Source organism: Eubacterium ramulus (assembly GCF_045002895.1).
GTDB classification, from domain to species: Bacteria; Bacillota; Clostridia; order Lachnospirales; family Lachnospiraceae; genus Eubacterium_I; species Eubacterium_I ramulus.
In genome coordinates, this window is sequence record NZ_CP173382.1 from 1 (window position 1) to 25,247 (window position 25,247).

A 25,247-nucleotide genomic window follows, 5' to 3' on the forward strand; every position below is an offset into this window, starting at 1 on the left:
ATGCCAACCAAAGCTGAACTATATGCACAGATGGCGGAGAAAGTGGCAACGCAACTCACTGGAAGCTGGCAGGAATGGGCAGGGTTCCTTACTACGGCAGCCCGCCTTTACAAGTACCCGTTCCATGAGCAGCTGATGATCTATGCCCAGCGACCGGACGCCACCGCCTGTGCGGAGTACGATTTGTGGAATGAAAAGATGGGCCGGTATGTAAGGCGCGGGTCCAAAGGGATTGCTCTGGTGGACGATTCCGGGGACAGGCCTCGCCTGCGCTATGTTTTTGATATTTCCGACACCGGAACCCGTGAACATTCCCGCACTCCCTGGCTGTGGCAGCTGGAGGAGCGCCATTTGGATTCGGTGCAGGCCATGCTTGAGCGCACCTATGATGTTTCCGGTGATGACCTTGCCGGACAGCTCACCGAGGTAGCCGGAAAACTGGCTGAGGAATACTGGACGGAGCATCAGCAGGACTTCTTCTATATCGTTGACGGTTCCTTTTTGGAGGAATATGATGAGTTTAACATCGGAGTACAGTTCAAGGCAGCAGCCACCGTCAGTATCACTTACGCTTTGATGTCCCGCTGCGGACTGGAGCCGGAACGCTACTTCGACCACGAAGATTTCATGGCAATCTTTGATTTCAACACCCCGTCCACCATCGGGGCGCTGGGAACAGCGGTCAGCCAGATCAACCAGCAGGTGCTGCGGCAGATCGGCGTTACCGTCCGAAATGCAGAGCGCGAAGCCAACCAAGAAAGGAGCAAACAAGATGAACAATCCAATGACCTATATCCAGAACGGAGACTATCTGATTCCCGACCTGAAGCTGAGCCAGCAGCCGGAGAAACCCCTGGGCAAGTACGGAAGGATGAGGAAAACCTACCTGAAGGAACACCGTCCCATCCTCTACAACCAGATGTTGCTGAACGAGAAGTTGTACCCGCACCTTCTGGAGATCGACGAGACCGCCCAGAGCAGACTGGAGCAGATGATGCCCCAGCTGGCGAAGGAAGCGGGAGCCACCGAGGAACTGAAAGCCAGCGATCCCATGAAGTGGGTGGGGCTGATGAACACCTGCAAAGCCCAGGCCGAGGAAATCCTGATGGCGGAGCTTATCAACAGCTGACTCTAAACCTGTTCCTCTCCGAAGCGGAACAGATCCAATCCATAGATGAGGCAGAGAATGTAGCGCATACATCCTCTGCTTTTTCTTTTGCCCAAAATGACATCGACCATGTGCTGCGTTTGGGCGGCAATACAGACCGTCAAAGGGAGCGTGTGGTTGCAGCCTTTGAAAAGCAGAAAACCACCGCTGAGATTGCCGAGATACTGAAAACGCTGTACCACGGTGGCAACGGCCTTGGCAGTGTGAGTGCATGGTATGCCGAGGATGGTATCCATCTTTCCCACGGGAAGCCTGTCCGTTATGACAGGTCTGCCCAGGTCATTTCCTGGGAGAGCGCCGCAGAGCGTATCGGGGAGCTTTTGGAGAGCGGCCAGTTTGCCTCCAATGTGGAGCTTGCAGAAGCGGCAGGCTATGAACGCTTCCTCCTTTCAGAAAAGCTCTGGTATCTGTACCACGATTTCAGCGAGGAAGCCAGAGAAGCCGGATATTTGTCCTGCCTGTCAGAGATCAAAGGCAATGGTTTCCCAGAGGAGACCCGCCGCCTGACGGAGCAGCTGAGTGACCCGGCTTTCCGCCAGACCCTCAAGGAAGAATACGCCGCCTTCTGGACTGCCTATCAGCAGGACCGTGACCTGTTGCGTTTTCGCTATCATAGACCGAGGGAAATCTGGGAGAACCTGAAGGACCTTGACCTGCCCCGCAGGACCTTTTCTTCAGAGCTTTCCCAAGTGCCAACCGTCCAGCACTTTATTACCGAGGATGAGATCGACGCCGCCATGACCGGCGGAAGCAGTTTCGCCGGAGGAAAAGGTCGTATCTATGCGTTCTTCATGGAAAACCATACGGATAAGGAGAAAGTAAGATTCCTCAAAGACGAGTATGGCATTGGCGGACGCTCTCATGCCTTGTCCGGCGCAACACACAGCGGCGAAGATCACGATGGGAAAGGACTGCACTATAAAAAGCAGGACTGCCCGGATGTTCATTTGAACTGGGAAAAGGTTGCCAAGCGCATTACCTCACTTGTCCAGAAAGACCGCTATCTTACCGAACAGGAACAGGCGCAGTATGACAAAATCCAGTCTGAACAGGAACTGGCCGAAGAAGATGCCATTCAAGCCCAGCAGCCGGAGGTGGATGAAGAAACACCAAAGCCTACCCTTGGGGAGCAGTTTGAGCAGTATAAGCCTGTGGTGACTGCCGCCATTTCCGAGGATACCGCATACCGCAATGCCTGCGGGCATTCTGACCGTGAAAATGCTGTCATCGAGGGTAATGCCGCTGTGCGCCGTGCAGTCCTTGGTTCTAAGGATATGGAGCTGATCCGACTCTATTCGGATGTGCCGGAGTTCCGTCAGCGTTTACACCGGGAAGTGATCGACGAGACCTATCCAAAGCTCCATGAACTTCTGCGCCCTCTTTCTCAGGAAGATATTGATACTGCCCTTTGTGCATGGAACGGCAATATCGAGAGTAAACACGCTGTTATCCGCTATATGAAAGACCATGCAAGAGAAAAAGATACCGCCGCATGGCTGGCTCAGGAATACGGCGGCAGTAACAGCAACAGCCTGTTTGTTGTCCGTGCCGGCAGCCCGGAGGAAACGCAGCTGCCCTGGCCGAAGGTACAGCGCCGGATTGCCCAGCTCATTCAGGAGGACCGGTTCTATACCGAAGAAGAACAGAACCGTTTTGACGACATCGACCCAATCGCCATCCGGGAAGCTCTGGAAGAAAGAGGGATCGTCAACGGACAGGTGACAGACCCGGAAAAACTGGACAATGCCCCGTTTATCCAACAGGTGATGTCAGATGCAGAGCAGATCGCAGATGCCGAGACAGAGCAGACTTCCGAAGTTTCCATTTCCGATGAGGAATATGATGCAGTTCGCCGCCCAACTCCGCAAAGAACTTCTTATGACCCTGCCGCCCCGGTCTATGCCGTGGGCGATACCGTGTATATCGAGGATGACGCCTATCAGATCACCGAGCTGCGGGAGGACACCGTACAGCTTCTGCCCACCGGGATGGTATATCCCATCTACCGGGCAGAGCGCAAAGAACAGTTCGAGCAGCTGCTTCGGGCAGACCGCCGCAATGCTTACTATACCGAGTTTCTTCCTACTGACCCGGACAAGGCAGATCAGGACTTGCGGGATGTATTGGCTCATGGACTGATGGATGAAGCGGATAAAAAGCAGATTTTCACGCTGCTGCAATCCGGCAGGAGCAACAGCGAGATCGCCTACTGGCTGAGCAGAGCCTATTCCAGTGAGATTGAGACACTGAATCTGGAGACCGGCGATATTGCCGATTACCGTACCACGGCACAGGGCATAGAACTGGAAGTCATGGATGCAGAGGAAAAGCGTCTGGCTATGCTGTATTTCCGCTGGGATGAGGTTGCGCCTTTGCTGCGCGGGATGTATGCCCGTCAGCTGGATGGCTTTGGACAGGAACAGCCCGAACCGGCTGCCGAAGCCCCGGCCTTCCATTCCGAGACCGTAGCCGTTTATCCGGGCGATAAGAACAATCTGCCCTATGATGTGGTTGTCCAGACCCTGCGAACCAATGAGCCGGAGCCGCCAGCCCCTGTGACAGAGCCGGAGAAAACCTTTGAGGAAGTGCTGGACGAACACCCGGTTTCCATCCAGGTTAATGGCCAGTGGCAGACCTTCCCCAATGCCAAAGCTGCCGAGGAAGCCTCCTATGAGGAATACAAGGCTAACCTGCGCCGCAATGCAAAAAACTTCCGCATTACCGATGAGCATTTGGGTGAAGGCGGTCCGAAAGCCAAGTTCCAGGCAAATGTCAATGCCATTCGTTTGCTGAAAAATCTGGAAGCTGCCGGACAGCAGGCAAGCCCTGAACAGCAGGAAGTCCTATCCCGCTATGTGAGCTGGGGCGGTCTTGCCGATGCCTTTGACCCGGAGAAATCAGCATGGGCTTCCGAGTATGCCCAGCTGAAAGAGCTGCTGACCCCGGAGGAGTATGCAGCCGCCAGAAGCTCCACCCTGAACGCCCACTACACCAGCCCTACGGTTATCCAGGCCATCTATGAAGCGGTGGGGCGCATGGGCTTTGAGACCGGAAATATTCTGGAACCGTCTATGGGTGTGGGCAACTTCTTCGGGATGCTGCCGGAGGAAATGAGAAACAGCCGTCTGTACGGTGTGGAGCTGGACCCGGTTTCCGGGCGTATCGCAAAGCAGCTCTATCCCAAGGCGGACATCACAGTAGGCGGCTTTGAGACCACCGACAGGCGTGACTTTTTTGACCTTGCCATCGGCAATGTGCCTTTCGGTCAGTATCAGGTCAATGACAAAGCCTACAACAAGCTGAATTTCAGTATTCACAACTACTTTTTCGCCAAAGCACTGGACCAGGTGCGTCCCGGCGGCGTGGTGGCTTTTGTAACCTCCCGCTATACGATGGACGCCAAGGATTCCACCGTGCGCCGCTATCTTGCCCAGCGTGCCGAGCTGCTGGGAGCTATCCGTCTGCCTAATGAGGCGTTCAAAAAAAATGCCGGTGCCGAGGTGGTATCGGACATCATCTTCCTCCAAAAGCGGGACCGCCCGCTGGACATCGTGCCGGAATGGACTCAAACCGGACAGACGGAGGACGGATTTGCCATCAACCGGTATTTTATCGACCACCCGGAAATGGTGCTGGGCAGACAGGAGCCGGTAAGCACTGCTCATGGTATGGACTACACCGTGAACCCTATCGAGGGACTGGAGCTTTCCGACCAGCTGCATGATGCGGTGAAGTATATTCATGGCACTTATCAGGAGGCAGAGCTGCCGGAGCTGGGCGAAGGCGAAGCTATTGACACCTCCATTCCTGCCGACCCCAATGTGAAGAACTATTCCTATGCCATTGTAGACGGGCAGGTGTACTACCGGGAAAACAGCCGTATGGTGCGCCCTGACCTCAACGCCACCGCCGAAGCCCGCGTAAAAGGTCTTGTGGGACTGCGTGATTGTGTGCAGGAACTGATCGACCTTCAGATGGATGCAGCGGTTCCGGACAGCACCATTACCCAAAAGCAGGCGGAACTGAACAGCCTCTATGACAGCTTTTCTGCAAAATACGGTCTCATCAATGACCGTGCAAACCGACTGGCCTATGCAGACGATTCTTCCTATTACCTGCTCTGTGCGCTGGAAGTCATCGACGAGGATGGGAAACTGGAACGTAAGGCAGATATGTTCACCAAACGGACCATCAAGCCCCATCAGGCGGTGGCTGTGGTGGATACGGCAAGTGAAGCACTGGCGGTGTCTATCTCGGAAAAAGCCTGCGTGGATATGGACTATATGAGCCAGCTTACCGGAAAAACAAAAGAAGAACTGGCCGGAGAGCTGCAAGGCGTAATTTTCCGTGTACCGGGACAGTTGGAGCAGGACGGAACGCCCCATTATGTGACTGCTGATGAATACCTCTCTGGCAATGTACGCCGCAAACTGCGTCAGGCGCAGCGGGCCGCACAGCAGGACCCGGTTTATGCAGTCAATGTGGAAGCTCTTACCGCCGCCCAGCCCAAAGACCTAGATGCGTCGGAGATCGAGGTGCGTCTGGGCGCTACCTGGATTGACAAGGAATATATCCAGCAGTTTATGTATGAGACCTTTAATACCCCGTTTTATCTCCAACGCAGTATCGAGGTCAACTATTCGTCCTTTACCGCTGAATGGCAGATCAAGGGGAAATCTTCCGTATCCTACAACGATGTGGCAGCCTACACCACCTACGGAACCAGCCGTGCCAATGCCTACAAGATTTTGGAGGACAGCCTGAACCTGCGGGATGTCCGTATCTACGACACCATAGAGGACGCAGACGGAAAAGAGCGCCGCGTGCTGAACGCCAAGGAGACCACCCTGGCTGCCCAAAAACAGCAAGCTATCCGGGAAGCCTTTAGGGACTGGATCTGGAGAGACCCGGAGCGCCGCCAGACTTTGGTGCGCCAGTACAACGAAGAAATGAACTCTGCCCGTCCCCGCGAGTATGATGGCAGCCACATCACTTTTGGAGGGATGAACCCGGCCATTACCCTGCGAGAACACCAGAAAAGCGCCATTGCCCATGTGCTGTATGGAGGAAATACTCTGTTGGCACATGAAGTAGGCGCAGGCAAAACTTTTGAAATGGTAGCTGCTTCGATGGAAGCCAAACGCCTGGGACTGTGCCAGAAGTCTCTCTTTGTGGTTCCAAATCACCTGACCGAGCAGTGGGCATCGGAGTTTCTGCGTCTCTATCCCTCCGCCAATATCTTAGTCACCACAAAAAAGGACTTTGAGACCCATAACCGCAAAAAGTTCTGCGCTCGTATTGCGACGGGTGATTATGATGCCATTATCATGGGACACAGTCAGTTTGAGCGTATCCCCATCAGCCGGGAGCGTCAGGAACGGCTTCTCTATGAGCAGATCGACGAGATCACCGAGGGGATTACAGAGGTACAGGCCAGCGGCGGCGAGCGTTTTACCGTCAAGCAGCTGGAGCGTACCAGAAAGTCTCTAGAAGCCAGACTGGAAAAGCTGCAAGCCGAAGGGCGAAAAGACGATGTGGTAACCTTCGAGCAGCTGGGTGTGGACCGTTTGTTTGTGGACGAGGCTCACAACTATAAAAACCTGTTTCTATACACAAAAATGCGGAATGTGGCTGGTCTTTCCACATCGGACGCGCAGAAATCCTCCGATATGTTTGCCAAGTGCCGCTATATGGATGAGATCACCGGAAACCGTGGCGTGATTTTTGCCACCGGCACCCCGGTCAGCAACTCCATGACCGAGCTTTACACCATGCAGCGTTATCTTCAGTATGAACGCCTGCAAGAACTGAACATGACCCACTTCGACTGCTGGGCTTCCCGATTTGGGGAGACCGTCACAGCGTTGGAGCTGGCACCGGAGGGCACCGGATACCGGGCAAGAACGAGATTCAGCAAGTTCTTTAACCTGCCGGAGCTGATGAACCTGTTCAAAGAAGTGGCGGACATCAAGACTGCCGACCAGTTGAATCTTCCTACCCCGGAAGTGGAGTACCACAATATCGTGGCGCAGCCTACCGGACATCAGAAGGAAATGGTCAAGGCTCTTTCCGAGCGCGCATCGCTGGTACACAGCGGAACCGTTGACCCGTCCCAGGACAATATGCTCAAGATTACCTCGGATGGCCGTAAGCTGGGGCTTGACCAGAGAATCGTCAACCAGATGCTACCGGATGAACCCGGAACAAAGGTCAATCAGTGTGTGGACAACATCATGCAGATCTGGCGGGACGGCAAAGCTGACAAGCTGACCCAGCTGGTGTTCTGCGACATTTCTACACCACAGGCCAAAGCTCCTGCAAGCAAGGCGGCGAAAACGCTGGATAATCCACTGCTTCACGCATTGGAAGACGCTGTGCCTCTGCCGGAGCAGGAACCGGTCTTTACGGTATATGACGATATTCGTCAGAAACTCATTGCTCAGGGAATGCCTGCCGACCAGATCGCTTTTATCCATGAAGCCAATACCGAAGTGCGGAAAAAGGAGCTGTTCTCTAAAGTCCGTACCGGTCAGGTTCGTGTCCTTTTGGGCAGCACCGCCAAGATGGGCGCAGGCACCAATGTGCAGGACCGTCTGGTGGCACTTCATGATCTGGATTGTCCGTGGAGACCCGGAGACCTCGCCCAGCGCAAGGGGCGTATCGAGCGTCAGGGCAACCAGAACCCCCTTGTTCATGTGTACCGCTATGTGACCGAAGGAACCTTTGACGCATACCTTTGGCAGACGGTGGAGAATAAGCAGAAATTCATTTCCCAGATCATGACTTCTAAATCGCCGGTGCGCTCCTGCGATGATGTGGATGAAACGGCGCTTTCCTTTGCCGAGATCAAGGCTTTGTGTGCCGGAGACCCCCGTATCAAGGAGCGTATGGATTTGGATGTGGAGGTATCCCGCCTGAAACTGATGAAAGCCGACCACCAGAGCAAGCAATATCGTCTGGAGGACCAGCTGCTCAAATACTTCCCGGAGGAGGTTGAAAAGCACAAGGGCTTTATCAAGGGCTTTGAATCTGACCTGGAGGTTTTGGCAGCTCACCCGCACCCAGAGGACGGTTTTGCTGGTATGGAGATTCGTGGAGACCTGCTGACCGATAAGGAGAACGCCGGTGCAGCCCTTTTGGATGCCTGCAAGGAGGTCAAAACCTCCGATCCGGTGCAGATCGGCAGCTACCGGGGTTATGCCATGTCCGTGGAATTTTCCGCATGGAAACAGGAATATACGCTCCTGCTGAAAGGACAGATGACCCACCGGGCAACCCTTGGTACAGACCCTCGCGGAAATCTTACCCGTATCGACAATGCCCTCGCCCAGATGTCCCAGCGTCTGGAGGCGGCAAAGGCCCAGCTGGATAACCTCTATCAGCAGCAGGCTGCGGCAAAGGAGGAAGCCGGAAAGCCATTCCTTTATGAAGAAGAACTGCGAAGCAAAAATGCCCGTCTGGTGGAGTTGGATACCCTGCTCAACATCGACGGAAAGGGGCAGGCACACACCGAGGCTGTTGTTGCCAAAAGCACACGGCCTTCGGTGCTGGATAACCTAAAACGCCCGGTGCAACCCCACAGTACAGACAAGAAACCAAAACAGCATGAGGAGGTGCGATAACATGAATACTAACGATCTGAATGCAGCCCTTTATGAAAAGATGGCTGCCGAACAGGATAAGTTCCGGGACTGGCTGAAAAGCCAGCCCCCGGAAGAAATCCTGCACCACACCTATGAATATACTGTCCGTGAGGATATTGTGATGGCGCTGGAGGAGCTGGAGCTGACCGACGTCCAGGCCAAGGCACTTTTGGAATCTCCATCTCCATTGGCGGATGTGTACCGCTATTTTGAAAAGCTGGAGACCGGCTATATGGATGTGATCCGGGACAGTATTGAGAACCGTGCCGACGATGTGTGCAGAGCTAAAGAGGAACTGCGAACAACACCGATCTATCCCCATTCAGCTGCCTATGCGAGAGAACATGGGGAGCTGGAGCAGTACCGAGCTTCCAACAATGTAAATCGCCAATGCAAGGAGTCTATTGAAGCGGCGGTGCGGGAGCACTTCGACGGAATGTATCTCAGCCACGATGCGGCAAAGGGTGTGATCGAGACCTATGGCATGGAGCGTGTGTCCATGGTTCTGTCTAACACGGTCCAGCTTCAGGACTGGGATGGGCGTTACTCCCGACGCAACAAAGAATGGGCCAAGACCATTCCCAACGATAATCCCGAAACCGTCCGTTGTGGTTATGCCTTAAACAGCCACCCTGCTGTGCTGGATGGTTTTATTGATCTGGTGCGTGAGGAACAGCAGCGCAGCCGTACCCAGAGAGAAAAACTGGAACCGTCCCGTCCCTCAGTACGGGATAAGCTCAAACAGGAGCTGCCCGCCCATAAGTCTGCCGCCCCGAAAAAACGGGAGCCGGAGCGATAACCATGGCAAAGCGCAAGCGGGATGTGCCGGTTTTGTTTTGGGTGTCCGCAGAAGAACTGGAACTGATCCATCAAAAGATGCAGCAATACGGGACAGAGAATTTGAGCGCTTATCTGCGGAAAATGGCGCTGGATGGTTATGTAGTCAAGCTGGAACTGCCAGAGATGAAGGAGTTGGTCTCCCTGATGCGCCGAAGCAGCAACAACTTGAACCAGCTGACCCGCAAAGTGCATGAGACCGGGCGGGTTTATAATGCTGACTTGGAGGATATATCCCAGCGGCAGGAACAACTGTGGGAGGGTGTGAAGGAAATCCTTACCCAACTCTCCAAACTTTCATAACAGGGATAGATACTCCATTTGCGGAGGGAGGAACGGCGTTTCTTCGCCGCACCTTCCTCCGCTTTTTCTTTTTGTCTGTATCCTTGTCTTTTGCCTGTCCGTACCGGATAATATGAGTAGAATAAGAAGCGTAGCAAAGGAGTGAAAACAGATGCTGACCTTTGAAAAGGTGCTGGAGATTTTTGCGGATTACCTAACCGCAGACGAGACCATAGAAGTTTATATCAGCCGCCATGGATGTGTAAGAGTTGAATTTGACCAAGATTTTCACTATCGCTCTGGCGAGGTGTGCTATACTCCCAAGGAACTGTTCGACCTCTTAGCCGATGATTACCGGACTTATCTGGAGATTGAACTGACCAAAGGAAAACGGGAAGTGACGGAAGATGATGAGAGAGAAGCGGATGCCCTATGCAAACAGTATCTGGAGCGTTGGAAGGAGGAACAGAAATGAAGATTTTGAAATGTCTGCTGATGATCGTAACTGCACCGGTCATTTTGGTGTTGACGCTTTTTGTCTGGCTCTGCACGGGGCTGATCTACATATCCGGTCTGGTGCTTGGTCTACTAAGCACGGTAATTGCTCTGCTTGGCGTGGCTGTGCTGATTACCTATTCCCCGCAGAATGGTGTGATTTTGCTGGTTATGGCATTTTTGATTAGCCCGATGGGGCTGCCGCTGGCTGCGATCTGGCTGCTGGGAAAGGTGCAGAGTTTGAAATTTGCGATACAGGATTGGGTGTATGGGTAAATGATGTGAATATAATTTGGAATGAAAAAGAAGCAGGACAATGGGAGATGAGACCCAATGCCCTGCTTCTCTGTTTATTCGGAACGAACTGTAATATATTTTTGATTGCGACTTTTAGGTTTATCGGGAATAGTCATTTCTAATTGCCCGGATTCTAAAAGCGGATTGATATGTTTCAAAGTGAAGTTTCTTAAATCTTTGAAGCCGCAAAATACTGCAAGCTCTTTCTTGGATTTTGGTGTTGTGCAAAAAGCCAAAATCTGTTTGGATACCGTTGATAGTTCAATAACTTGGTGGGTAACTTGGTGGATAACTTGGTGGGTGTCATCCTCTAAGTTGTAGTTTACATTTTTCAAGATGACTCTGAAATCTGTCGCTGTTGAGGAAAATTCAGGCTTATATGCCGCTGTGTATCCAGGCAGCTTTTCAGTTTCACTGACGATTTTGCGTAGGCCACTTCCACGGCGTTCCATATACTTCATGCGGTGGAACAGGTCAGCAATCACAGGGTTTCGTCGCATGGAAGTTTTCCTCCTTCATTCGTACATTGACAATCGAATAGACAGCACAACAGGTACATAAGAGGTATGATTATGCTTATTATGTGGATGAAAAACTCCTGTTCAGATGAAGTTACACTATCTTAGTGACAAACGCAAAGTGCAGGGAGATATTTGATGGCGCATTCCGTAGATGTTTTACCTAATCAAATGTGGCGAGGATGTGGCTGAAAAAAATTACGAGCGCCAGAGTTCCCTCTGGCGCTCATTTTATTTTCGCTGTGCGTTTTTTCTGTACTCTAATGGCAACAATCCCGTGCTTTTTCGGAATAATTCTGCAAATCGGCTTGAAGTGGAATAGCCTACTGTTTGGGCAACTTGCCCGACTGTCAGCTCTGTATATGCCAGCAGATATTCTGCTTGGCTCATGCGCCGCTGTTGAACATATTCCGTGATGGTGCAGTCGTAGTATTTCTTAAAACAGCTTTTGAGCTTTGTTGTTCCCATGCAGGCAATCTGTGTTAGCCGTTCCAGAGGAATATCAAAAGCATAGTGATCGCTAAGATAAGCGGCAACTATTTGGAGATTTTCAATATCCTGTTGAGAGAGCTTATGGGCTGGTTTATCAGGATGCTTCTTCTGATATTCCACCACCATTGAAACAGCTTCTGCGACTTTACCCTCATAAAAAAGTTTTGCGGCAATCCCTTCCCCGCGATAGTCTTTGATTTCTGTGAGTAACCGTGACATTTCTGGAAAGTCGGAAGTTTGGTCGATCTTCCGAAATGCATCCACAGGATTGATCTGTGCCTCTGGGTACAGTTTTTTCAGGTAGTCCTCATAATATGCCGGTGCAATCTCAATCCCAACCGAACGGATTGGAATATTTTTATGTATCAAAGCCTTGTATGGAGCGTAGCCTCCAATAAATGTTTTGATACAACCGGCAGACAGCCTACGGTATGGAGATAATTCCTCCCCGGAAATAGAGTCATACCGAGTGATACTCAGACATTCCGGCAGGGAACATTCCAACATGAAATCTTCGTGGAAGGAAAAGTTGTGGATTTTAATATCATATAGGTCTTTCTGTCCATAAGTCCAGTAGGAGCCTTCTCCAACTTCGGGAGAAAGTTTCCAGCAGTCACCTAATGCCCCATATTGCTGGTTGTCTGGGTCATGGATAAAACCGTGTTCAATCAGCAACGGTGTATAAAACTGGTCAATAATTTCAGACATGAAAACAGACCGCCTCCTTTTTGCAACGATTAGACGAACTTTTGAAAGGAACAGACGAACATCGCCGGGACCTATTGAATGTTGTTCGATAAATGCGTATTGTATTAGACAGTGGTTAGAACTATCTAACCGAAGAATATCACAAACCACTTGTCGAGTCAAGACAATGAAAGGTAGGAGGTCAAAATGAGTAATCAAGTAAATTCTATGAACAAAGGTCTGACAGTGAAAGACCTTGTAACAACAGGTATTTTTACTGCACTGTTATTTGTTTTTGTATTGGTGGGCGGTGTCTTTTTTGCAACGAATCCTGTACTTACTTTTTTCATGCCGGCAGGAGGTGGGCTGCTTGCTGGCCCCATTTATCTTTTGCTGATTGCAAAAGTACATAAGCGTTGGAGCCTTTCTATAATGGGCGTTATCATGGGTATTATTTGGTTCGTGACCGGTATGCACTGGGCTTTTGCATTGGGCTATCTGATCATGGCGATTGTCGCGGACTTTGTTGCTGGTGCAGGGCAGTACAAAAGCAAAAAACTCAACAGCCTGTCTTATATCCTGTTCTCTCTCGGCGGCACTGGATCGTATATCGTTTTCTTTGCTGACCCCAACGGCTGGGCGCAGACAATGCTGGGTAATGGAACCGAACAGAGCTACATCGACACCATGCAGGCAACCGCTAACACCGGCATTCTGATTGCCATGTTTGCCGCTGCTATCATTACATCTGCGATCAGCGCCTTTGTAGGCTGCAAAATGCTGAAAAAGCAGTTTGAAAAGGCGGGTATCACGGCATGAGCGGTGAACGCCATAAGAAAGGGCTTTGGCTCGACCCACGGGCCAAGCTCTTTCTTATTCTTATGTGTGTTTTATCGTCCATGTTTGCTCCTTCACTTGCATATCAATTTGTCCTTGTTATGCTGATTGCGGTATTGGGGGCTTTCTTTGGAAAGTGGAAATATGTCATTAAGGCTGTATGCTTTTATGCGGTCATCTGTGCCCTGACAGTTTGGATCATGGCAGAAATGACAGGCACGCTGCGGACAATGTTTATTGCCTTTTTAGGATTGTTTCATAAGGTATATGCGTGCGGAACCTTGGCCGGGATTGTTCTGACTACTACAAAAGTCAATGAGTTCCTGTCTGCTATGAACCGTGTCCACGCACCCAAAAAGTTAGTAATTCCTATGGCAGTTATGCTACGGTACATTCCAACTATTCAAGAGGACTGGCGCTATATCAAGGACGCTATGCGGATGAGAGATGTTTCACCTTCTCTGGCGAGCTTTTTAGCACATCCGGGCATGACAGTTGAGTGTATTTATGTGCCTTTGTTGATGGCAGCTTCAAAAGCAGCGGATGATCTTTCTGTTGCTTCTGTCACCCGTGGAATTGAAAATCCCAATCCACGCACCTGCCTTGTCCAGATAAAATGCGGAGCTGCCGATTGGGGCGTCATGGCCGTTGCCGTAGCTTATCTGATTTTTGAATTATGTGTGCGGGGAGGTGTGATCGGTTGATTGAGTTTGAAAATGTATCGTTTTCCTATACAGGACAGGAACATGGCGGGCTGCATGACATCAATTTGAAAATTTCGGACGGAGAATGTGTCCTGTTCTGTGGCCGCAGTGGGTGCGGAAAGACAACGATCACACGGCTGGTGAACGGCTTAATTCCTCAATTTTATCAAGGGGAACTTCATGGCCGTGTGCTGGTAGATGGTCAGGAAATCAGCAATATCCCTATGTATCAGATTGCCGCTAAGGTCGGCTCCGTTTTCCAAAATCCACGGACACAGTTTTTCAATGTGGACACAGACAGCGAGATCGCCTTTGGCATTGAGAACGAGGCTCGTCCTCCACAAGAGCTGATAGAGCGAGTGGAACAGACAGCCGACGATCTGCGTATTCAAAAGCTGCGGAACCGGAATATTTTTGAGTTGTCCGGCGGTGAAAAGCAGAAAATCGCCTTCGCTTCTGTTTATGCCATGAACCCACAGATTTATTTGCTGGATGAACCGTCCTCCAATTTGGATATGGCTTCCATTCAGGAGTTGAGAGAGCATTTGCGGCTGATAAAAAAGCAGGGCAAAACGGTTTTGATAGCAGAACACCGGCTGTACTACCTGATGGAACTGGCCGACCGAATTGTTTATCTGGAAAAAGGAGAAATCAAAGGGATTTATACCCCGGAAGAATTTCGACAGCTGTCGGAACAGGAGCGTGAACGCATGGGCCTGAGGGCAGTTGATCTTCGGGCGGTGTTCCCACCTAAACCCCACTCGATTGCCCCTATCCCGGTATTAGAGCTACGGAATGTGACGCTCCGTTACAAGAAGCGAACCATTTTGCATGATATTGGCTTATCCGCAGGAAAGGGTGAAGTGATTGGCGTGGTCGGCCACAATGGAGCCGGAAAGACTACATTTTCTCGCGCTCTCTGTGGGCTTCACAAAGACTGCGATGGACAATTTTTGTGGGAAAGCAAGCCGATTGAGCGTAAGGAAAGGCTGCAACGCTCTTATATGGTCATGCAGGATGTGAACTATGAGCTTTTCGCTGACAGCGTAGAAGCAGAATGTTCCTTTGGCATCCGAAATCCAGACCAAACGCTGGTAAATGCAACTTTGGAAGAACTGGGACTTTCCCCATATCGAGAACAACATCCAAACACGCTTTCCGGCGGTCAAAAGCAACGAGTAGCTGTAGCTGTCAGCATGATTTGTGGGAAAGACTTGCTTGTATTTGATGAACCGACCAGCGGCCTTGACTTTGACAGTATGACGCAGGTTGCAGGATTGATCCGGCGATTATCCAATATGGGAAAAGTCATTTTCATTGTCACACACGATTTTGAATTTGTCTGCCGTACCTGCTCACGTGTCCTGCATTTTGACGAGGGAGAAATGCCCGATGATGTACCAGTTACAATGGATGCCCTCCCGAAATTGAAAGAGCTGTTCTCTGTTTCAGATGGAAAGGAGAGGTAGTCTATGAAGCAGAAAAAAGAAAACAGAGTAGCACTGCTGCTCCATTGGGCCGGAGGCCAGAAAATCTGGCTGTTCCTGGCAATCCTGCTGTCCATGTGCAGTGGGCTTTGCATTATTGTTCCGTATATTTGGATTTACAGGCTGATGGATGCCACATTTAACAATGCCTGCACAAAAGAACTTGTGGTACAGACTGTGGCAATGATTGCCGCCGCTGTTACCCTGCGTTTTGCATTATTCGGCTGTTCCGGCGTGGCAGCCCATAAAGGCGCATACGGCGCACTGTTTAAAGTGCGCTGCATGGTTGCGGAACACATGGCCAGAGCGCCTTTGGGGGCCTTGAATGAACGGCGCACCGGGGATATAAAAACGGTTCTGAATGAAGATATTGAAAAGCTGGAGTTGTTCCTGGCTCATAACCTTCCTGACCTTGTGTGCTATCTGGTTGGGCCGGTAGTCATCTTTATTTACCTGATGACCGTCAATATTCCTCTGGCATTGATTTCCCTGGTTCCGCTGATCCTTGCTGTTGTTGTAATGGGGATGATGTTCCGCAACACGGATGACCTGATGGAACGGGCCAATCGCTCCATTACCACACTGAACTCGGTTATGATTGAGTACATCAGCGGTATGAAATTGATTAAAGCCTATAACATGGGGAGCAAATCGTTTCAAAAGTTTTCAGACGCTATCCAGGAAGAAAACGCCATGTGGAATGAAACTTCCCGGCGCATGGGGCCACCTTATGCGGCCTTTGTTGTTATCATCGAATGTGGGATGTTGCTGATGGTTCCAATCGGCGGAATGTTTTTCCTCAAAGGCTCACTGGCGGCCAGCGCATTTTTGCTGTTCGTCTATGTAGGTTCCATGTATCTGACGGAAATCCGCCCCCTGCAAGAACTGGGGACTAATTTTGCTAATGTACTGAACGCTGTTACCAAGACCAAAGAAATCCTGGATATTCCGATTTATGAGGGTGGAACGGACTTTCCCCAAAATCACGATATTGAACTTCGCAATGTCCGATTTTCCTATGACGGCAAGACCGATGTACTGCAAGGCGTCAACCTCAAAATCAATGACGGGGAACGCGTGGCTCTTGTGGGACAGTCTGGTGCCGGCAAAAGCACTGTGATTGAACTGATCTCCCGCTTCTATGATGTGCAGGAGGGCGAAGTGCTGATTGGTGGAAAAAATGTCAAGGAGCTTGACTACGATACCATTCTGAAAAATGTAGCCATCGTATTTCAAAAGACATTCCTGACCCGTGACAGCGTTTTAGAAAATATCCGAATGGGCAGCAACGCCACTCTGGAAGAAGTGCGGGCTGCTGCAAAAGAGGCGCAGATTGACGATTTTATCATGTCCTTGCCAGATGGATATGACACGAAAGTAGGCAGCTTTGGCTCTCGCTTCTCCGGCGGTGAAAAACAGCGGATTGCGATTGCCCGCGCAATTCTGAAAAATGCACCTATCTTAATTTTGGACGAGGCCACAAGTGCCTCTGACCCGGAAAATCAGATGGAGATTGATAAAGCTATTCAAAATCTATGCAAAGGCAAAACAGTCATTGTAGTAGCACACCGTTTGAGTGCTTTGAAAATGTGCAACCGGGTTGCTGTGGTGGAAAATCATACAATTACCAGCGTTGGCACCCATGAGGAAGTTCGGAAGAACAACGCCTACTATCGAAATGCGTGGAAAGACTACGAGACAGCCCGGAATATCACTTATCAGTTGGAGGGAGGCGAGCAGCATGAATGAGCATGATGTATTGAAAAAAAACCGCAATTTCTATATTGGTGTCGGCGGAACCGTTCTGGAAGGACTTCTCTCCGGCAGCCTGTTTATGCTGCTTTACTCTGTTATGCAGTTTTTGTGGTCGGGTCAATTTGACATGAACCGCGTTCTGGCTCTGACCGGTATTATTGCAGTGGTTTTTCTTCTCCGTATCCTGATTTACAGCTACGGTTATACTAAAGCGCAGATTGGCGGTGCGGAGGTTAGTAAGAATATTCGGCTTTTTATGGGTGACCATTTGAAGCGCATCCCACTGTCCCGATTTACACAGGGGCAGACCGGCGATTATATCAACACCATCACAAGCGATGTAAACAACTACGAAAAAATCCTGACCCATAAAGTCGGAGATTTGGCAAAGAATTTTGCCCTGTCATTGATGTTGATTGTCTTTGTTATGACGCTTTATGTTCCGGCTGGAATTATCCTGCTGATAGCAGACCTTCTTTTAATCCCCGGCCTGTGGCTTTCTTTCCGCATGGTACGGAAATATGGAAAAGAAAAGAACGATATTTGTGCGGAGAATGTCAGCAGCATTGTTGAATATGTTTCTGGTATTCAGACTTTCCGAGCTTATGGTGTAGGCGGTATGAAGAACAAAACCGTTATCAACGCCATGCGGGAGTTTTGCCGGATCAGCTTTGTATACGAAGCAAAGGTGCTTCCAATTGGTGCGGGCTTTGGCATTTTAAGTTGGCTGTCCTGTCCGCTGGTTATCTGGTTGTCCTATGCACCTTGGATTGCAGGGACACTGAACACAGTAGACTACCTTTTGATTTGTATGTTACCCCTGTTTTGTGCAAAGTTGGCTAACTCGATTTTTGTAGATCTCACCAGTTATAAGAACCTGATGATCTCAAAAAACAAAATTGGGGGTGTAATGAATGAGCCGGAGGAAACTGGCAGCATGGAGCCGCTTCACACAGCTACCCATGAAATCACCTTTGACAATGTAGATTTTTCGTATGTGCCCGGTGAGCCGGTACTGAAACACGCTACTTTTACGGTGCCGGATCAAAAGCTCACGGCCATTGTCGGGGACTCTGGCTCCGGCAAATCTACTATTTTGAACCTGATTGCAAAATATTATGAAGCAACGAGCGGGACGATTTCGATTGGCGGTAAACCCATTAACCATATTGCCGCAGAGCGTGTACTGGAACAAGTTTCTATGGTAGACCAGGACGTATTTCTTTTTGATGATACCATCCGGGATAATATCCGCCACGCTCGCCCTAATGCTACGGACACGGAAATCGAGGCTGCCTGCCGGGAGGCTAACTGTGACAGCTTCATCCGTAAGATGGAAAAGGGATACGATACGCCGACTGGCGAGAATGGAAATCTTCTCTCTGGCGGTGAGCGTCAGCGAATTTCAATAGCCCGCGCTATCCTGAAAAACAGCCCGATCCTGCTTTTGGATGAAGCAACGGCGTCCCTTGACATCGAGAACGAGCTGGCAGTAAAGCAGGCCATCGCCAATCTGCTGAAAGAGAAAAAGACTGTGGTAATGATTGCTCATACCCTTTCCATCGTCAAAAATGCAGATCAGATCCTTGTGGTATCTGACGGAAAGATTGCTGAAGCCGGTACTCACGATGAATTGCTGGCGAAAGGCGGAAAGTATGCGGCCATGTGGAACGCAGAGCAAAAAATATCGGCTTGATAGAAGCTAAAGAAGAATAATTGCATAGCGCATGAACCTGCCCCGACTACGGGGAAAGAAAAAAACCGCTGGCTGGGGCAGGTGATTTTGCACGCTCAATTTAAGTTATTACCCTAACGGCGGTTTTGAGAAATCAGAGCCGCCGTTTCTTTGCGTTTACACAAACCAATGACGACTTGCAGGGACACGGTAGCCGATTGGAGGTTATTTTGCCGTGTCCCGTTTGCTTTTTCAAAGCTCACATGATCTATATCAGTTAAAAAAAGCATTGCTCCTCCTCCGGGTAAGTTTAGCATTGCATCGGCATTATCGTTCTATGTAATTAAGTACAATCGTGGCTGTTCTTGGTGCGCCAGTTTTCCATTACGGAAATCTGGCGTTTTTTGTTGCCTTTTTTTCGGAGATGATCCGATTGTCTGCCGGTGTCGGTCCCCGCCTCCATTCGATTCACCCGTCAATCACCCGTGAATCGAAATGGAGGTACATAATGAAGAAAATTAACCTTCGGGAACTTTATCCTGATGTTTATACAACAGACTTTTTTATAGATGTGACAGAGGAAGTAATGGAGACTATTCGAGCAGCTGAACGTGCGGAGGCTGCGTATGAGCGAAAGATGTATCGCTACAAGGCCCAGTATTCTCTGGATTGCGAGAATGGCATTGAAAATGCAGTGCTGTTGAAGCCGCAAACGCCGGAGATAGTTCTGGAGGAAAAACAGTTTCAGGAGCAGGTCTATGCCGCTGTGATGAAGCTGCCGGAGAAACAGGCAAAGCGAATTTATGCCCGATACTATCTGGGAATGACGGTAAATGAAATTGCCGAAGTAGAAGGTGTAGACCCAAGCCGTGTCCGAGACAGTATCCGCCGTGGATTAAAGCAGCTTGTAAAATATTTTTGATAAAATTTCATTTGATGCGCCTGTTTTTTGTCTTTTTTGTCAGTGTTAATAAGAAGGACAAGTTTTCCTCCTTCATTCGTACATTGACAATCGAATAGACAGCACAACAGGTACATAACTCATGTACGAGCGAATGTGAAACGCCGCGAAGATGGAGCAGTCAGGGAGGTGATGAAAGAACTGCTTCGGAGCGATCTACGATTTCATAAAACGGATTGTGGCAGATTCGGCGCGATGACTGCATGGGGGCTTAAAGATACTTCCTCACGGCCCGCCAAAGACTTGGGGGGAACCCTGCGGCACACGATACGAACGATGCTGCGGAGTTATGACAGCCGCGCCAGCGGAGACCTGTTGTGTTCCCATCGTCAGGGGGCGTGGCAAATGTGACGAAAGCTGAGTTTTATAAATAGGAAGCGTTTGCAGTTTCCTGTTCAAAATCAGATACCATGCGCTGGCAGTTTCGGCTGCCAGCGTATTCATGTGGCTTTGAACAAACACGATGACAGACTTGACAGATTGGAGGAAATATGCTTTATGGAAAAACTTATTACACGAAAAGAAGCAGCAGAAATTTTAGGTATCAGCATTGCAACCCTGGACGCGGCCCGTAACAACGGTCTTATTTCTTATGTGCAATATGTGCAGAATGGCTGTGTGTATTTTACTTCAGCGGGCCTTCAGGAGTATATCGCAAAATGCACCCACAGAGCAAAGCCAGCAGAAAAGAACGCAACTTATCGTAGACCTCGCAGAGCTGGAGTGTGAGTCGATCCGTATCCTTGCTGGAAACGGAATGGTCTGATAAAACATAGATACAGCGCTGGAGTATATTCTTAGGAGGTGGCGGAATTGGCAAAAAGAAAAAGAGCAATTCCACAATACGGTACAGTTACGCTTAACGGCATAGATTATTATAGAACGCGGGTTCAGAACGCAGATGGAAAACTGGTGGCCCTTTATGCGAGAACACCGGAAGAATTATATGATAAAGAGTTGGGAGCATTAGAGCAGATCGACAACGATACATTCTGTCGGAAATCCCCGACGGTTGCAGACTACTGTGAAAAATGGCTTTTGATGCAGTCGGTTCATGTGAGGGCAACCACGCTGATAGATTATACCTCAAAGGTCAGACGGCACATTATAAAAGAACTGGGACAGATGCGGATGGCAGATGTGACACTGGATGACATTCAGCTTGCACTTGTTCCTGTTTCCGAGAAGTCCGCTTCGGTATATAAGTCAGTGGTTATCCTGTATAAATCCATTTTCCGTGCAGCAAAGGAAAGTAAGATTATTGATAACAACCCAACGATTTACCTTACAGCCAAAGGTGGAGGCGTTCCGCAGAAGGACAAAGCTGCATTGACGGATGAACAGGCCGCCAGACTGCTGGATGCCATTCAGGGACTTCCGCCGTATGTATTTGTCATGTTAGGGCTGTATGCAGGATTGCGGCGAGAAGAAATTCTTGCCCTAAAATGGGATTCTGTATATCTGGATGTGGATTGCCCTTATTTAACGGTACGCAGGGCATGGCACACGGAAAATAACAGACCGGTGATTCTGGATGAGCTGAAAACGAAAGCCGCGCATCGAAATATTCCGTTGCCGGTTTGCCTGGCGGACTGTCTGAAAGAGACAAAAGCTAATTCACAGTCAGAATATGTAGTGTCGAACAGAGACGGTGATCCGTTATCCTATACGCAGTTCAAGCGGCTCTGGCAGTATATTGTGACCCGAACTGTCAAGGAGCGTTTCTATTATCGCTACGAGGATGGAAAGCGTGTAAAGCACACGGTTACGCCGGTCCTCGGTGAAAAGGCAGCACATAACGGAAAAGTGATTTACAGCTTAGATTTTGAAGTGACGCCGCACCAGCTGCGGCATACATACATTACGAATCTGATTCATTCGTCCGTAGACCCGAAAACGGTTCAATACCTGGCGGGACATGAGAGCAGTAAAATTACGATGGACATTTACGCAAAGGTCAAATACAACAGACCGGATGAGCTGGTAAGAACAATGGGTGGTGCATTTGCCCAGTGGGATGCAGCACAGGCATAATATTATAAAAGCAGGAAACAACGCAGGAGCGAGGCAAGGATGTCTCGCTCTTTGTTTTTCATAATCCGTATCTTTGATTAAGTTAGTGCTTTCTGATAAAAAGAAGGTGTGAATTTAAGAACACTCATTATCAGGAAAGGAAGATTTGTATGGCTAAGAAAAAACAAAGCGTTCCAGAGTACGGAACGGTTACAAGAAAAGGAACACTGTATTACAGAACCAGAATTACAGATGCCGATGGAAAGCAGGTCAGCTTATATGCGACCACCTGTGAAGAATTATATGAAAAGCAGTTGGAAGGCCGGAGACAGGTGGAGGAAATCATCTTTCGCCGGAAGCATCCGACGGTTGCCGAGTATTGTGAGAAATGGCTGCTGATGCAGTCAGCAAAGGTGTCTACGGCCACTATAAAAGGATACAGACAGAATATGAAGAATTATGTCATCAACTCTCTGGGAGATATGTATATGGAGGAAGTGACTGCGGATGATATTCGTCTGGCGCTTGTTCCGCTGTCTCAAAAATCGAAAGGACTGTATGATACGGTAAATATGCTGATTAAGTGTGTGTTTTATTCGGCAGAGCGCAGTCAGCTGATAACCGATAATCCGTGTGTAGGAATTTCAGCAAAGGGCGGAAAAGCATCGAAAAAGAAAGACGCCTTAACAGATCAACAGGTTGCAATTCTGCTGGATACGGTGAAAGAGCTTCCGCCATATCTTTTTATTATGATTGGTTTGTATTCCGGCTTGCGTCGGGAAGAAATTCTTGCATTGCAATGGGACTGTGTATTCCTGGATGAATCCACACCATACATTTCTGTGCGGCGGGCATGGCGCGCGGAGCATAACAGGCCGGTGATCTCCACCGTCCTAAAGACAAAGGCAGCTAAAAGGGATATTCCCATTCCGAAGTGTCTGGTGGACTGTCTGCGGGAAGCAAAAGCAAATTCCATATCGGAGTATGTGATTGCCGACAGTGAAGGACAGCCGCTTTCCTATTCTCAGTTTACGAGAGTTTGGCAGTATGTAGTTGTTCGTTCTGCAAAAGAGAGAACCTACTATAAATATGTGAATGGACAGAGCATTAAATATACCGTCAAGCCGACATTAGGAACAAGGCAGAGGAACAATCCCAAGATTCGCTATACCCTGAATTTCGATGTAACACCGCACTTGTTGCGGCATACCTACATCACGAATCTGCTCTATGCGGGCGTTGACCCTAAGACAGTTCAGTATCTGGCAGGGCATGAGAATAGTAAGACAACTATGGACATTTACGCGAGGGTCAAGTATAATAAACCAGAGGAACTTTTCGAGGTAGTGAATGATGCTTTGAACCAGGAGAATTTCGATGAAAAATCACCGATTTCTATGGTTAAGGAATAGGACAACCAACAACAGAAAATGCGAAAAAGCCCGTAATATCAAGGAAAAACGCACCATAGAGATGTTTAATACGGTCTCAAATCTGCTCGTCGTGCACCACAGTTCTCAAAGAGATAATTTTCTCGGAAGAGATTTTTCAAAAGAATTTATATCCCGGAAGTATTTTGCTTCCGGGATTTTCTTCTATTTGGTCAAAACATGACCGAAAGTTCTTGCATTTATAATTCAGTCAATTAGAATTTGATAATTACTGACTGAATTCTATAAAGTGTTCCAATTTAGTCAATTGCAAAATTATAAAGTATTGACTGAAATCCAAATACTACTTAAATTAAATCAAAACATAAAACCAAATATGAGGAAAATAAATGAATATGAATAAAGAAAGCGATATTTTAGAAACCACATTAGCCATTGCCGAAAGGCAATATCTGGAAGCATATCATTTTTTGCAGAATGCTTATCAGGAAAACCCGCAGAATTACGGACCACAAACATTATATTTCCTTGCTTGTCTGTCAGGTGGAGCCAATATGCCAGAGGAGGCTTTGGGATGGCTGCGCAAGGCAATCCGTGATAACAAATGGTGGTACCGACCGGAAGTGTTGGATGATGATGATCTTACGGAACTGAAAAATGATAAGGAGTTTCTTTTGCTGAAAACAATTTCGAATGAGCGCTATGTGCAAGCTGCGTCCAAATCAAAAGTGCTGTTTTCATGGAAAAAGAAAACGGCGGATAACCTTTTTCTGGCTATTCATGGCAACACACAGAATGGTCAAATTGCGCGAACTGATTGGGAACCCATCGTTGGAAAAAGTGCCGAGTGGCAGATTGAAACGGTACAAAGCGCTGAGCCAGACGGATATGGCACCTACCGGTGGAGCTATGATATGACTTCCTATTTGCCGGTGGCACATTCCATGGAAAAGGTGCAGAAGGAGGGATATCACAAAATTGCCTGTGGTGGTTTTTCTGCCGGGTGTGATATGCTTTTGCGCGCTATTGCATTTACATCAGCGAGTTGTGATTTATTGATTTTGCAAAGTCCGTGGATTCCGGTTCTGCAGGAACATACAGAAGCTCTTGTTCGTGCCATTTCGCAAAAGAATATTGAACTTCGGATTTATTGTGGTTCTGAGGATGAAGATTGTCTTCCACTGGCAAAAAAGCTATATGCCGAAGGGAAAAATGCAGGCTTAAAGGTGACATTTACAATTCAGGCAAATAATCGGCATCAATTTCCAGAGAAGATGTACCACTTGTAGGATGACTATTCAGTACTCAAGAATTGGCTTCGTGAGGAAAAATATGCTAAAAATAGAACATTTGTCAAAAAATTATGGGGACAAAAAGGCTGTAGACGATTTAAATCTGCACATTGTCCCCGGTGAAATCTATGGCTTTATCGGTCATAACGCTGCAGGCAAGACGACAACCCCGAAATCTGCGGCAGGAATTTTGCAGTTTGACGCCGGAGAAATTTATATTGACGGCAAATCCATCCGGACACAGCCGCTGGAGTGTAAGCGCAGCTTTGCCTACATCCCTGATAATCCCGACCTGTACGATTACATGACAGGAATCAAATATCTGAATTTCATTGCGGATATTTTTGGCGTCAGTGCCACAGACCGACAGACACGCATCCGTAAATACGGATACCTTTTTGAACTGACCGGTGACCTGGCGCAGCCTATCGCCGCCTATTCCCACGGCATGAAGCAGAAATTGGCGATTATTTCTGCATGGCTGCACCAGTCGAAGCTGATCCTTATGGATGAGCCTTTTGTGGGACTTGATCCTAAGGCATCCCATTTGCTGAAAGAGATGATGCGGCAGGTTTGTGATACGGGCGGTGCAATTTTTTTCTCGACTCATGTGTTAGAAGTGGCGAAAAAAAGGTGTTGAACGTTTTTCGGGACTGTAAGAGTAAAACGATAAAGAACGTCAACGTTTTTGGGAGGTAAACGTAACGTCGATT

General features: G+C 48.9%; 19 protein-coding genes and 2 pseudogenes. 17 read left to right on the plus strand and 4 right to left on the minus strand.

All coding sequences use genetic code 11. The features are described 5' to 3' along the window. Positions 1 to 18 precede the first annotated feature (18 nt). Positions 19 to 780: a hypothetical protein gene (locus ACIRUQ_RS00005; protein WP_242853601.1), complete on the minus strand. Its 762-nt coding sequence runs from the start codon at positions 778 to 780 to the stop codon at positions 19 to 21. Here ACIRUQ_RS00005 and ACIRUQ_RS00010 point away from each other — a divergent pair. The 6 genes from ACIRUQ_RS00010 to ACIRUQ_RS00035 all read left to right on the plus strand — a co-directional run bounded on the left by ACIRUQ_RS00010 (position 773) and on the right by ACIRUQ_RS00035 (position 10,701). Continuing rightward, positions 773 to 1,129 (plus strand): TnpV protein, encoded by a 357-nt coding sequence (locus ACIRUQ_RS00010; protein ID WP_242853600.1) that lies wholly within the window; start codon positions 773 to 775, stop codon positions 1,127 to 1,129. The two genes, ACIRUQ_RS00005 and ACIRUQ_RS00010, sit on opposite strands and share 8 nt — an antisense overlap. A 1,496-nt stretch (positions 1,130 to 2,625) precedes the next feature. Beyond that, positions 2,626 to 8,790, plus strand: coding sequence for an SNF2-related protein (locus ACIRUQ_RS00015; protein ID WP_341437820.1), 6,165 nt, complete (start codon positions 2,626 to 2,628; stop codon positions 8,788 to 8,790). A 1-nt stretch (position 8,791) separates the two neighbouring features. Beyond that, positions 8,792 to 9,610: a DUF3849 domain-containing protein gene (locus ACIRUQ_RS00020; RefSeq protein ID WP_055290207.1), complete on the plus strand. Its 819-nt coding sequence runs from the start codon at positions 8,792 to 8,794 to the stop codon at positions 9,608 to 9,610. Between the two features lie 2 nt (positions 9,611 to 9,612). Beyond that, positions 9,613 to 9,951: a plasmid mobilization protein gene (locus ACIRUQ_RS00025; protein ID WP_015529854.1), complete on the plus strand. Its 339-nt coding sequence runs from the start codon at positions 9,613 to 9,615 to the stop codon at positions 9,949 to 9,951. A gap of 151 nt (positions 9,952 to 10,102) precedes the next feature. Then, entirely contained in the window at positions 10,103 to 10,405 is a 303-nt protein-coding gene (locus tag ACIRUQ_RS00030) for a hypothetical protein (protein WP_404856508.1), read from the plus strand. Beyond that, entirely contained in the window at positions 10,402 to 10,701 is a 300-nt protein-coding gene (locus ACIRUQ_RS00035) for a CD1845 family protein (protein WP_015529856.1), read from the plus strand. The genes ACIRUQ_RS00030 and ACIRUQ_RS00035 overlap by 4 nt, the downstream gene beginning before the upstream one ends. A 74-nt stretch (positions 10,702 to 10,775) precedes the next feature. On the opposite strand, the pseudogene ACIRUQ_RS00040 reads toward ACIRUQ_RS00035, so the two are convergent. Beyond that, a pseudogene (locus ACIRUQ_RS00040) lies at positions 10,776 to 11,225 on the minus strand (ATP-binding protein); the annotation flags it as partial. 246 nt (positions 11,226 to 11,471) lie between these two features. Further along, on the minus strand, positions 11,472 to 12,440 hold the full coding sequence (locus tag ACIRUQ_RS00045; protein ID WP_009272641.1) for an AraC family transcriptional regulator: 969 nt from the start codon (positions 12,438 to 12,440) through the stop codon (positions 11,472 to 11,474). A gap of 186 nt (positions 12,441 to 12,626) precedes the next feature. Between ACIRUQ_RS00045 and ACIRUQ_RS00050 the strand changes: the two genes are divergently transcribed. From ACIRUQ_RS00050 to ACIRUQ_RS00070, 5 genes are read left to right on the plus strand one after another with little or no spacing between them, the layout of a single operon-like run. Further along, positions 12,627 to 13,238 (plus strand): MptD family putative ECF transporter S component, encoded by a 612-nt coding sequence (locus ACIRUQ_RS00050; RefSeq protein ID WP_040410810.1) that lies wholly within the window; start codon positions 12,627 to 12,629, stop codon positions 13,236 to 13,238. Then, positions 13,235 to 13,960 (plus strand): energy-coupling factor transporter transmembrane component T, encoded by a 726-nt coding sequence (locus ACIRUQ_RS00055; protein ID WP_055290205.1) that lies wholly within the window; start codon positions 13,235 to 13,237, stop codon positions 13,958 to 13,960. The genes ACIRUQ_RS00050 and ACIRUQ_RS00055 overlap by 4 nt, the downstream gene beginning before the upstream one ends. Next, positions 13,957 to 15,429, plus strand: a complete 1,473-nt coding sequence (locus tag ACIRUQ_RS00060; RefSeq protein WP_055290204.1) for an ABC transporter ATP-binding protein — start codon at positions 13,957 to 13,959, stop codon at positions 15,427 to 15,429. The genes ACIRUQ_RS00055 and ACIRUQ_RS00060 overlap by 4 nt, the downstream gene beginning before the upstream one ends. 3 nt (positions 15,430 to 15,432) lie before the next feature. After that, positions 15,433 to 17,196, plus strand: coding sequence for an ABC transporter ATP-binding protein (locus ACIRUQ_RS00065; protein ID WP_055290203.1), 1,764 nt, complete (start codon positions 15,433 to 15,435; stop codon positions 17,194 to 17,196). Continuing rightward, on the plus strand, positions 17,189 to 18,898 hold the full coding sequence (locus ACIRUQ_RS00070; protein ID WP_055290202.1) for an ABC transporter ATP-binding protein: 1,710 nt from the start codon (positions 17,189 to 17,191) through the stop codon (positions 18,896 to 18,898). Before ACIRUQ_RS00065 ends, ACIRUQ_RS00070 begins: the two co-directional genes overlap by 8 nt. 113 nt (positions 18,899 to 19,011) lie before the next feature. On the opposite strand, the gene ACIRUQ_RS00075 is transcribed toward ACIRUQ_RS00070, so the two are convergent. Further along, positions 19,012 to 19,167 carry a hypothetical protein gene (locus ACIRUQ_RS00075; protein WP_404856509.1) on the minus strand — a complete coding sequence of 52 codons (156 nt, stop codon included), beginning with the start codon at positions 19,165 to 19,167 and terminating at the stop codon, positions 19,012 to 19,014. Positions 19,168 to 19,385: 218 nt separating this feature from the next. On the opposite strand from ACIRUQ_RS00075, the gene ACIRUQ_RS00080 reads away from it, so the two are divergent. From ACIRUQ_RS00080 to ACIRUQ_RS00105, 6 genes and pseudogenes are all read left to right on the plus strand, one after another. After that, the gene (locus ACIRUQ_RS00080; protein WP_055290201.1) at positions 19,386 to 19,799 is read left to right on the plus strand and encodes a sigma-70 family RNA polymerase sigma factor; all 414 of its coding nucleotides are present in this window, start codon (positions 19,386 to 19,388) and stop codon (positions 19,797 to 19,799) included. A 537-nt stretch (positions 19,800 to 20,336) separates the two neighbouring features. Further along, entirely contained in the window at positions 20,337 to 20,567 is a 231-nt protein-coding gene (locus ACIRUQ_RS00085; protein WP_054330194.1) for a helix-turn-helix domain-containing protein, read from the plus strand. 84 nt (positions 20,568 to 20,651) lie between these two features. After that, entirely contained in the window at positions 20,652 to 21,872 is a 1,221-nt protein-coding gene (locus ACIRUQ_RS00090) for a site-specific integrase (protein WP_055290200.1), read from the plus strand. Between the two features lie 149 nt (positions 21,873 to 22,021). Next, on the plus strand, positions 22,022 to 23,263 hold the full coding sequence (locus tag ACIRUQ_RS00095; protein ID WP_055290199.1) for a site-specific integrase: 1,242 nt from the start codon (positions 22,022 to 22,024) through the stop codon (positions 23,261 to 23,263). 368 nt (positions 23,264 to 23,631) lie between these two features. Beyond that, on the plus strand, positions 23,632 to 24,531 hold the full coding sequence (locus ACIRUQ_RS00100; protein ID WP_055290197.1) for a TPR end-of-group domain-containing protein: 900 nt from the start codon (positions 23,632 to 23,634) through the stop codon (positions 24,529 to 24,531). Between the two features lie 43 nt (positions 24,532 to 24,574). Next, positions 24,575 to 25,171 (plus strand): annotated as a pseudogene (locus ACIRUQ_RS00105) (ABC transporter ATP-binding protein); the annotation flags it as partial. Positions 25,172 to 25,247 lie beyond the last annotated feature (76 nt).

Excerpts from the sequence above, each read along its gene's own strand:
- ACIRUQ_RS00010 (WP_242853600.1), top strand. The coding sequence starts at position 773 with ATGAACAATCCAATGACCTATATCCAGAACGGAGACTATCTGATTCCC.
- ACIRUQ_RS00015 (WP_341437820.1), top strand. The coding sequence starts at position 2,626 with ATGAAAGACCATGCAAGAGAAAAAGATACCGCCGCATGGCTGGCTCAG.
- ACIRUQ_RS00020 (WP_055290207.1), top strand. The coding sequence starts at position 8,792 with ATGAATACTAACGATCTGAATGCAGCCCTTTATGAAAAGATGGCTGCC.
- ACIRUQ_RS00025 (WP_015529854.1), top strand. The coding sequence starts at position 9,613 with ATGGCAAAGCGCAAGCGGGATGTGCCGGTTTTGTTTTGGGTGTCCGCA.
- ACIRUQ_RS00030 (WP_404856508.1), top strand. The coding sequence starts at position 10,103 with ATGCTGACCTTTGAAAAGGTGCTGGAGATTTTTGCGGATTACCTAACC.
- ACIRUQ_RS00035 (WP_015529856.1), top strand. The coding sequence starts at position 10,402 with ATGAAGATTTTGAAATGTCTGCTGATGATCGTAACTGCACCGGTCATT.
- ACIRUQ_RS00045 (WP_009272641.1), bottom strand. The coding sequence starts at position 12,440 with ATGTCTGAAATTATTGACCAGTTTTATACACCGTTGCTGATTGAACAC.
- ACIRUQ_RS00050 (WP_040410810.1), top strand. The coding sequence starts at position 12,627 with ATGAGTAATCAAGTAAATTCTATGAACAAAGGTCTGACAGTGAAAGAC.
- ACIRUQ_RS00055 (WP_055290205.1), top strand. The coding sequence starts at position 13,235 with ATGAGCGGTGAACGCCATAAGAAAGGGCTTTGGCTCGACCCACGGGCC.
- ACIRUQ_RS00065 (WP_055290203.1), top strand. The coding sequence starts at position 15,433 with ATGAAGCAGAAAAAAGAAAACAGAGTAGCACTGCTGCTCCATTGGGCC.
- ACIRUQ_RS00070 (WP_055290202.1), top strand. The coding sequence starts at position 17,189 with ATGAATGAGCATGATGTATTGAAAAAAAACCGCAATTTCTATATTGGT.
- ACIRUQ_RS00075 (WP_404856509.1), bottom strand. The coding sequence starts at position 19,167 with ATGCTTTTTTTAACTGATATAGATCATGTGAGCTTTGAAAAAGCAAAC.
- ACIRUQ_RS00080 (WP_055290201.1), top strand. The coding sequence starts at position 19,386 with ATGAAGAAAATTAACCTTCGGGAACTTTATCCTGATGTTTATACAACA.
- ACIRUQ_RS00085 (WP_054330194.1), top strand. The coding sequence starts at position 20,337 with ATGGAAAAACTTATTACACGAAAAGAAGCAGCAGAAATTTTAGGTATC.
- ACIRUQ_RS00095 (WP_055290199.1), top strand. The coding sequence starts at position 22,022 with ATGGCTAAGAAAAAACAAAGCGTTCCAGAGTACGGAACGGTTACAAGA.
- ACIRUQ_RS00100 (WP_055290197.1), top strand. The coding sequence starts at position 23,632 with ATGAATATGAATAAAGAAAGCGATATTTTAGAAACCACATTAGCCATT.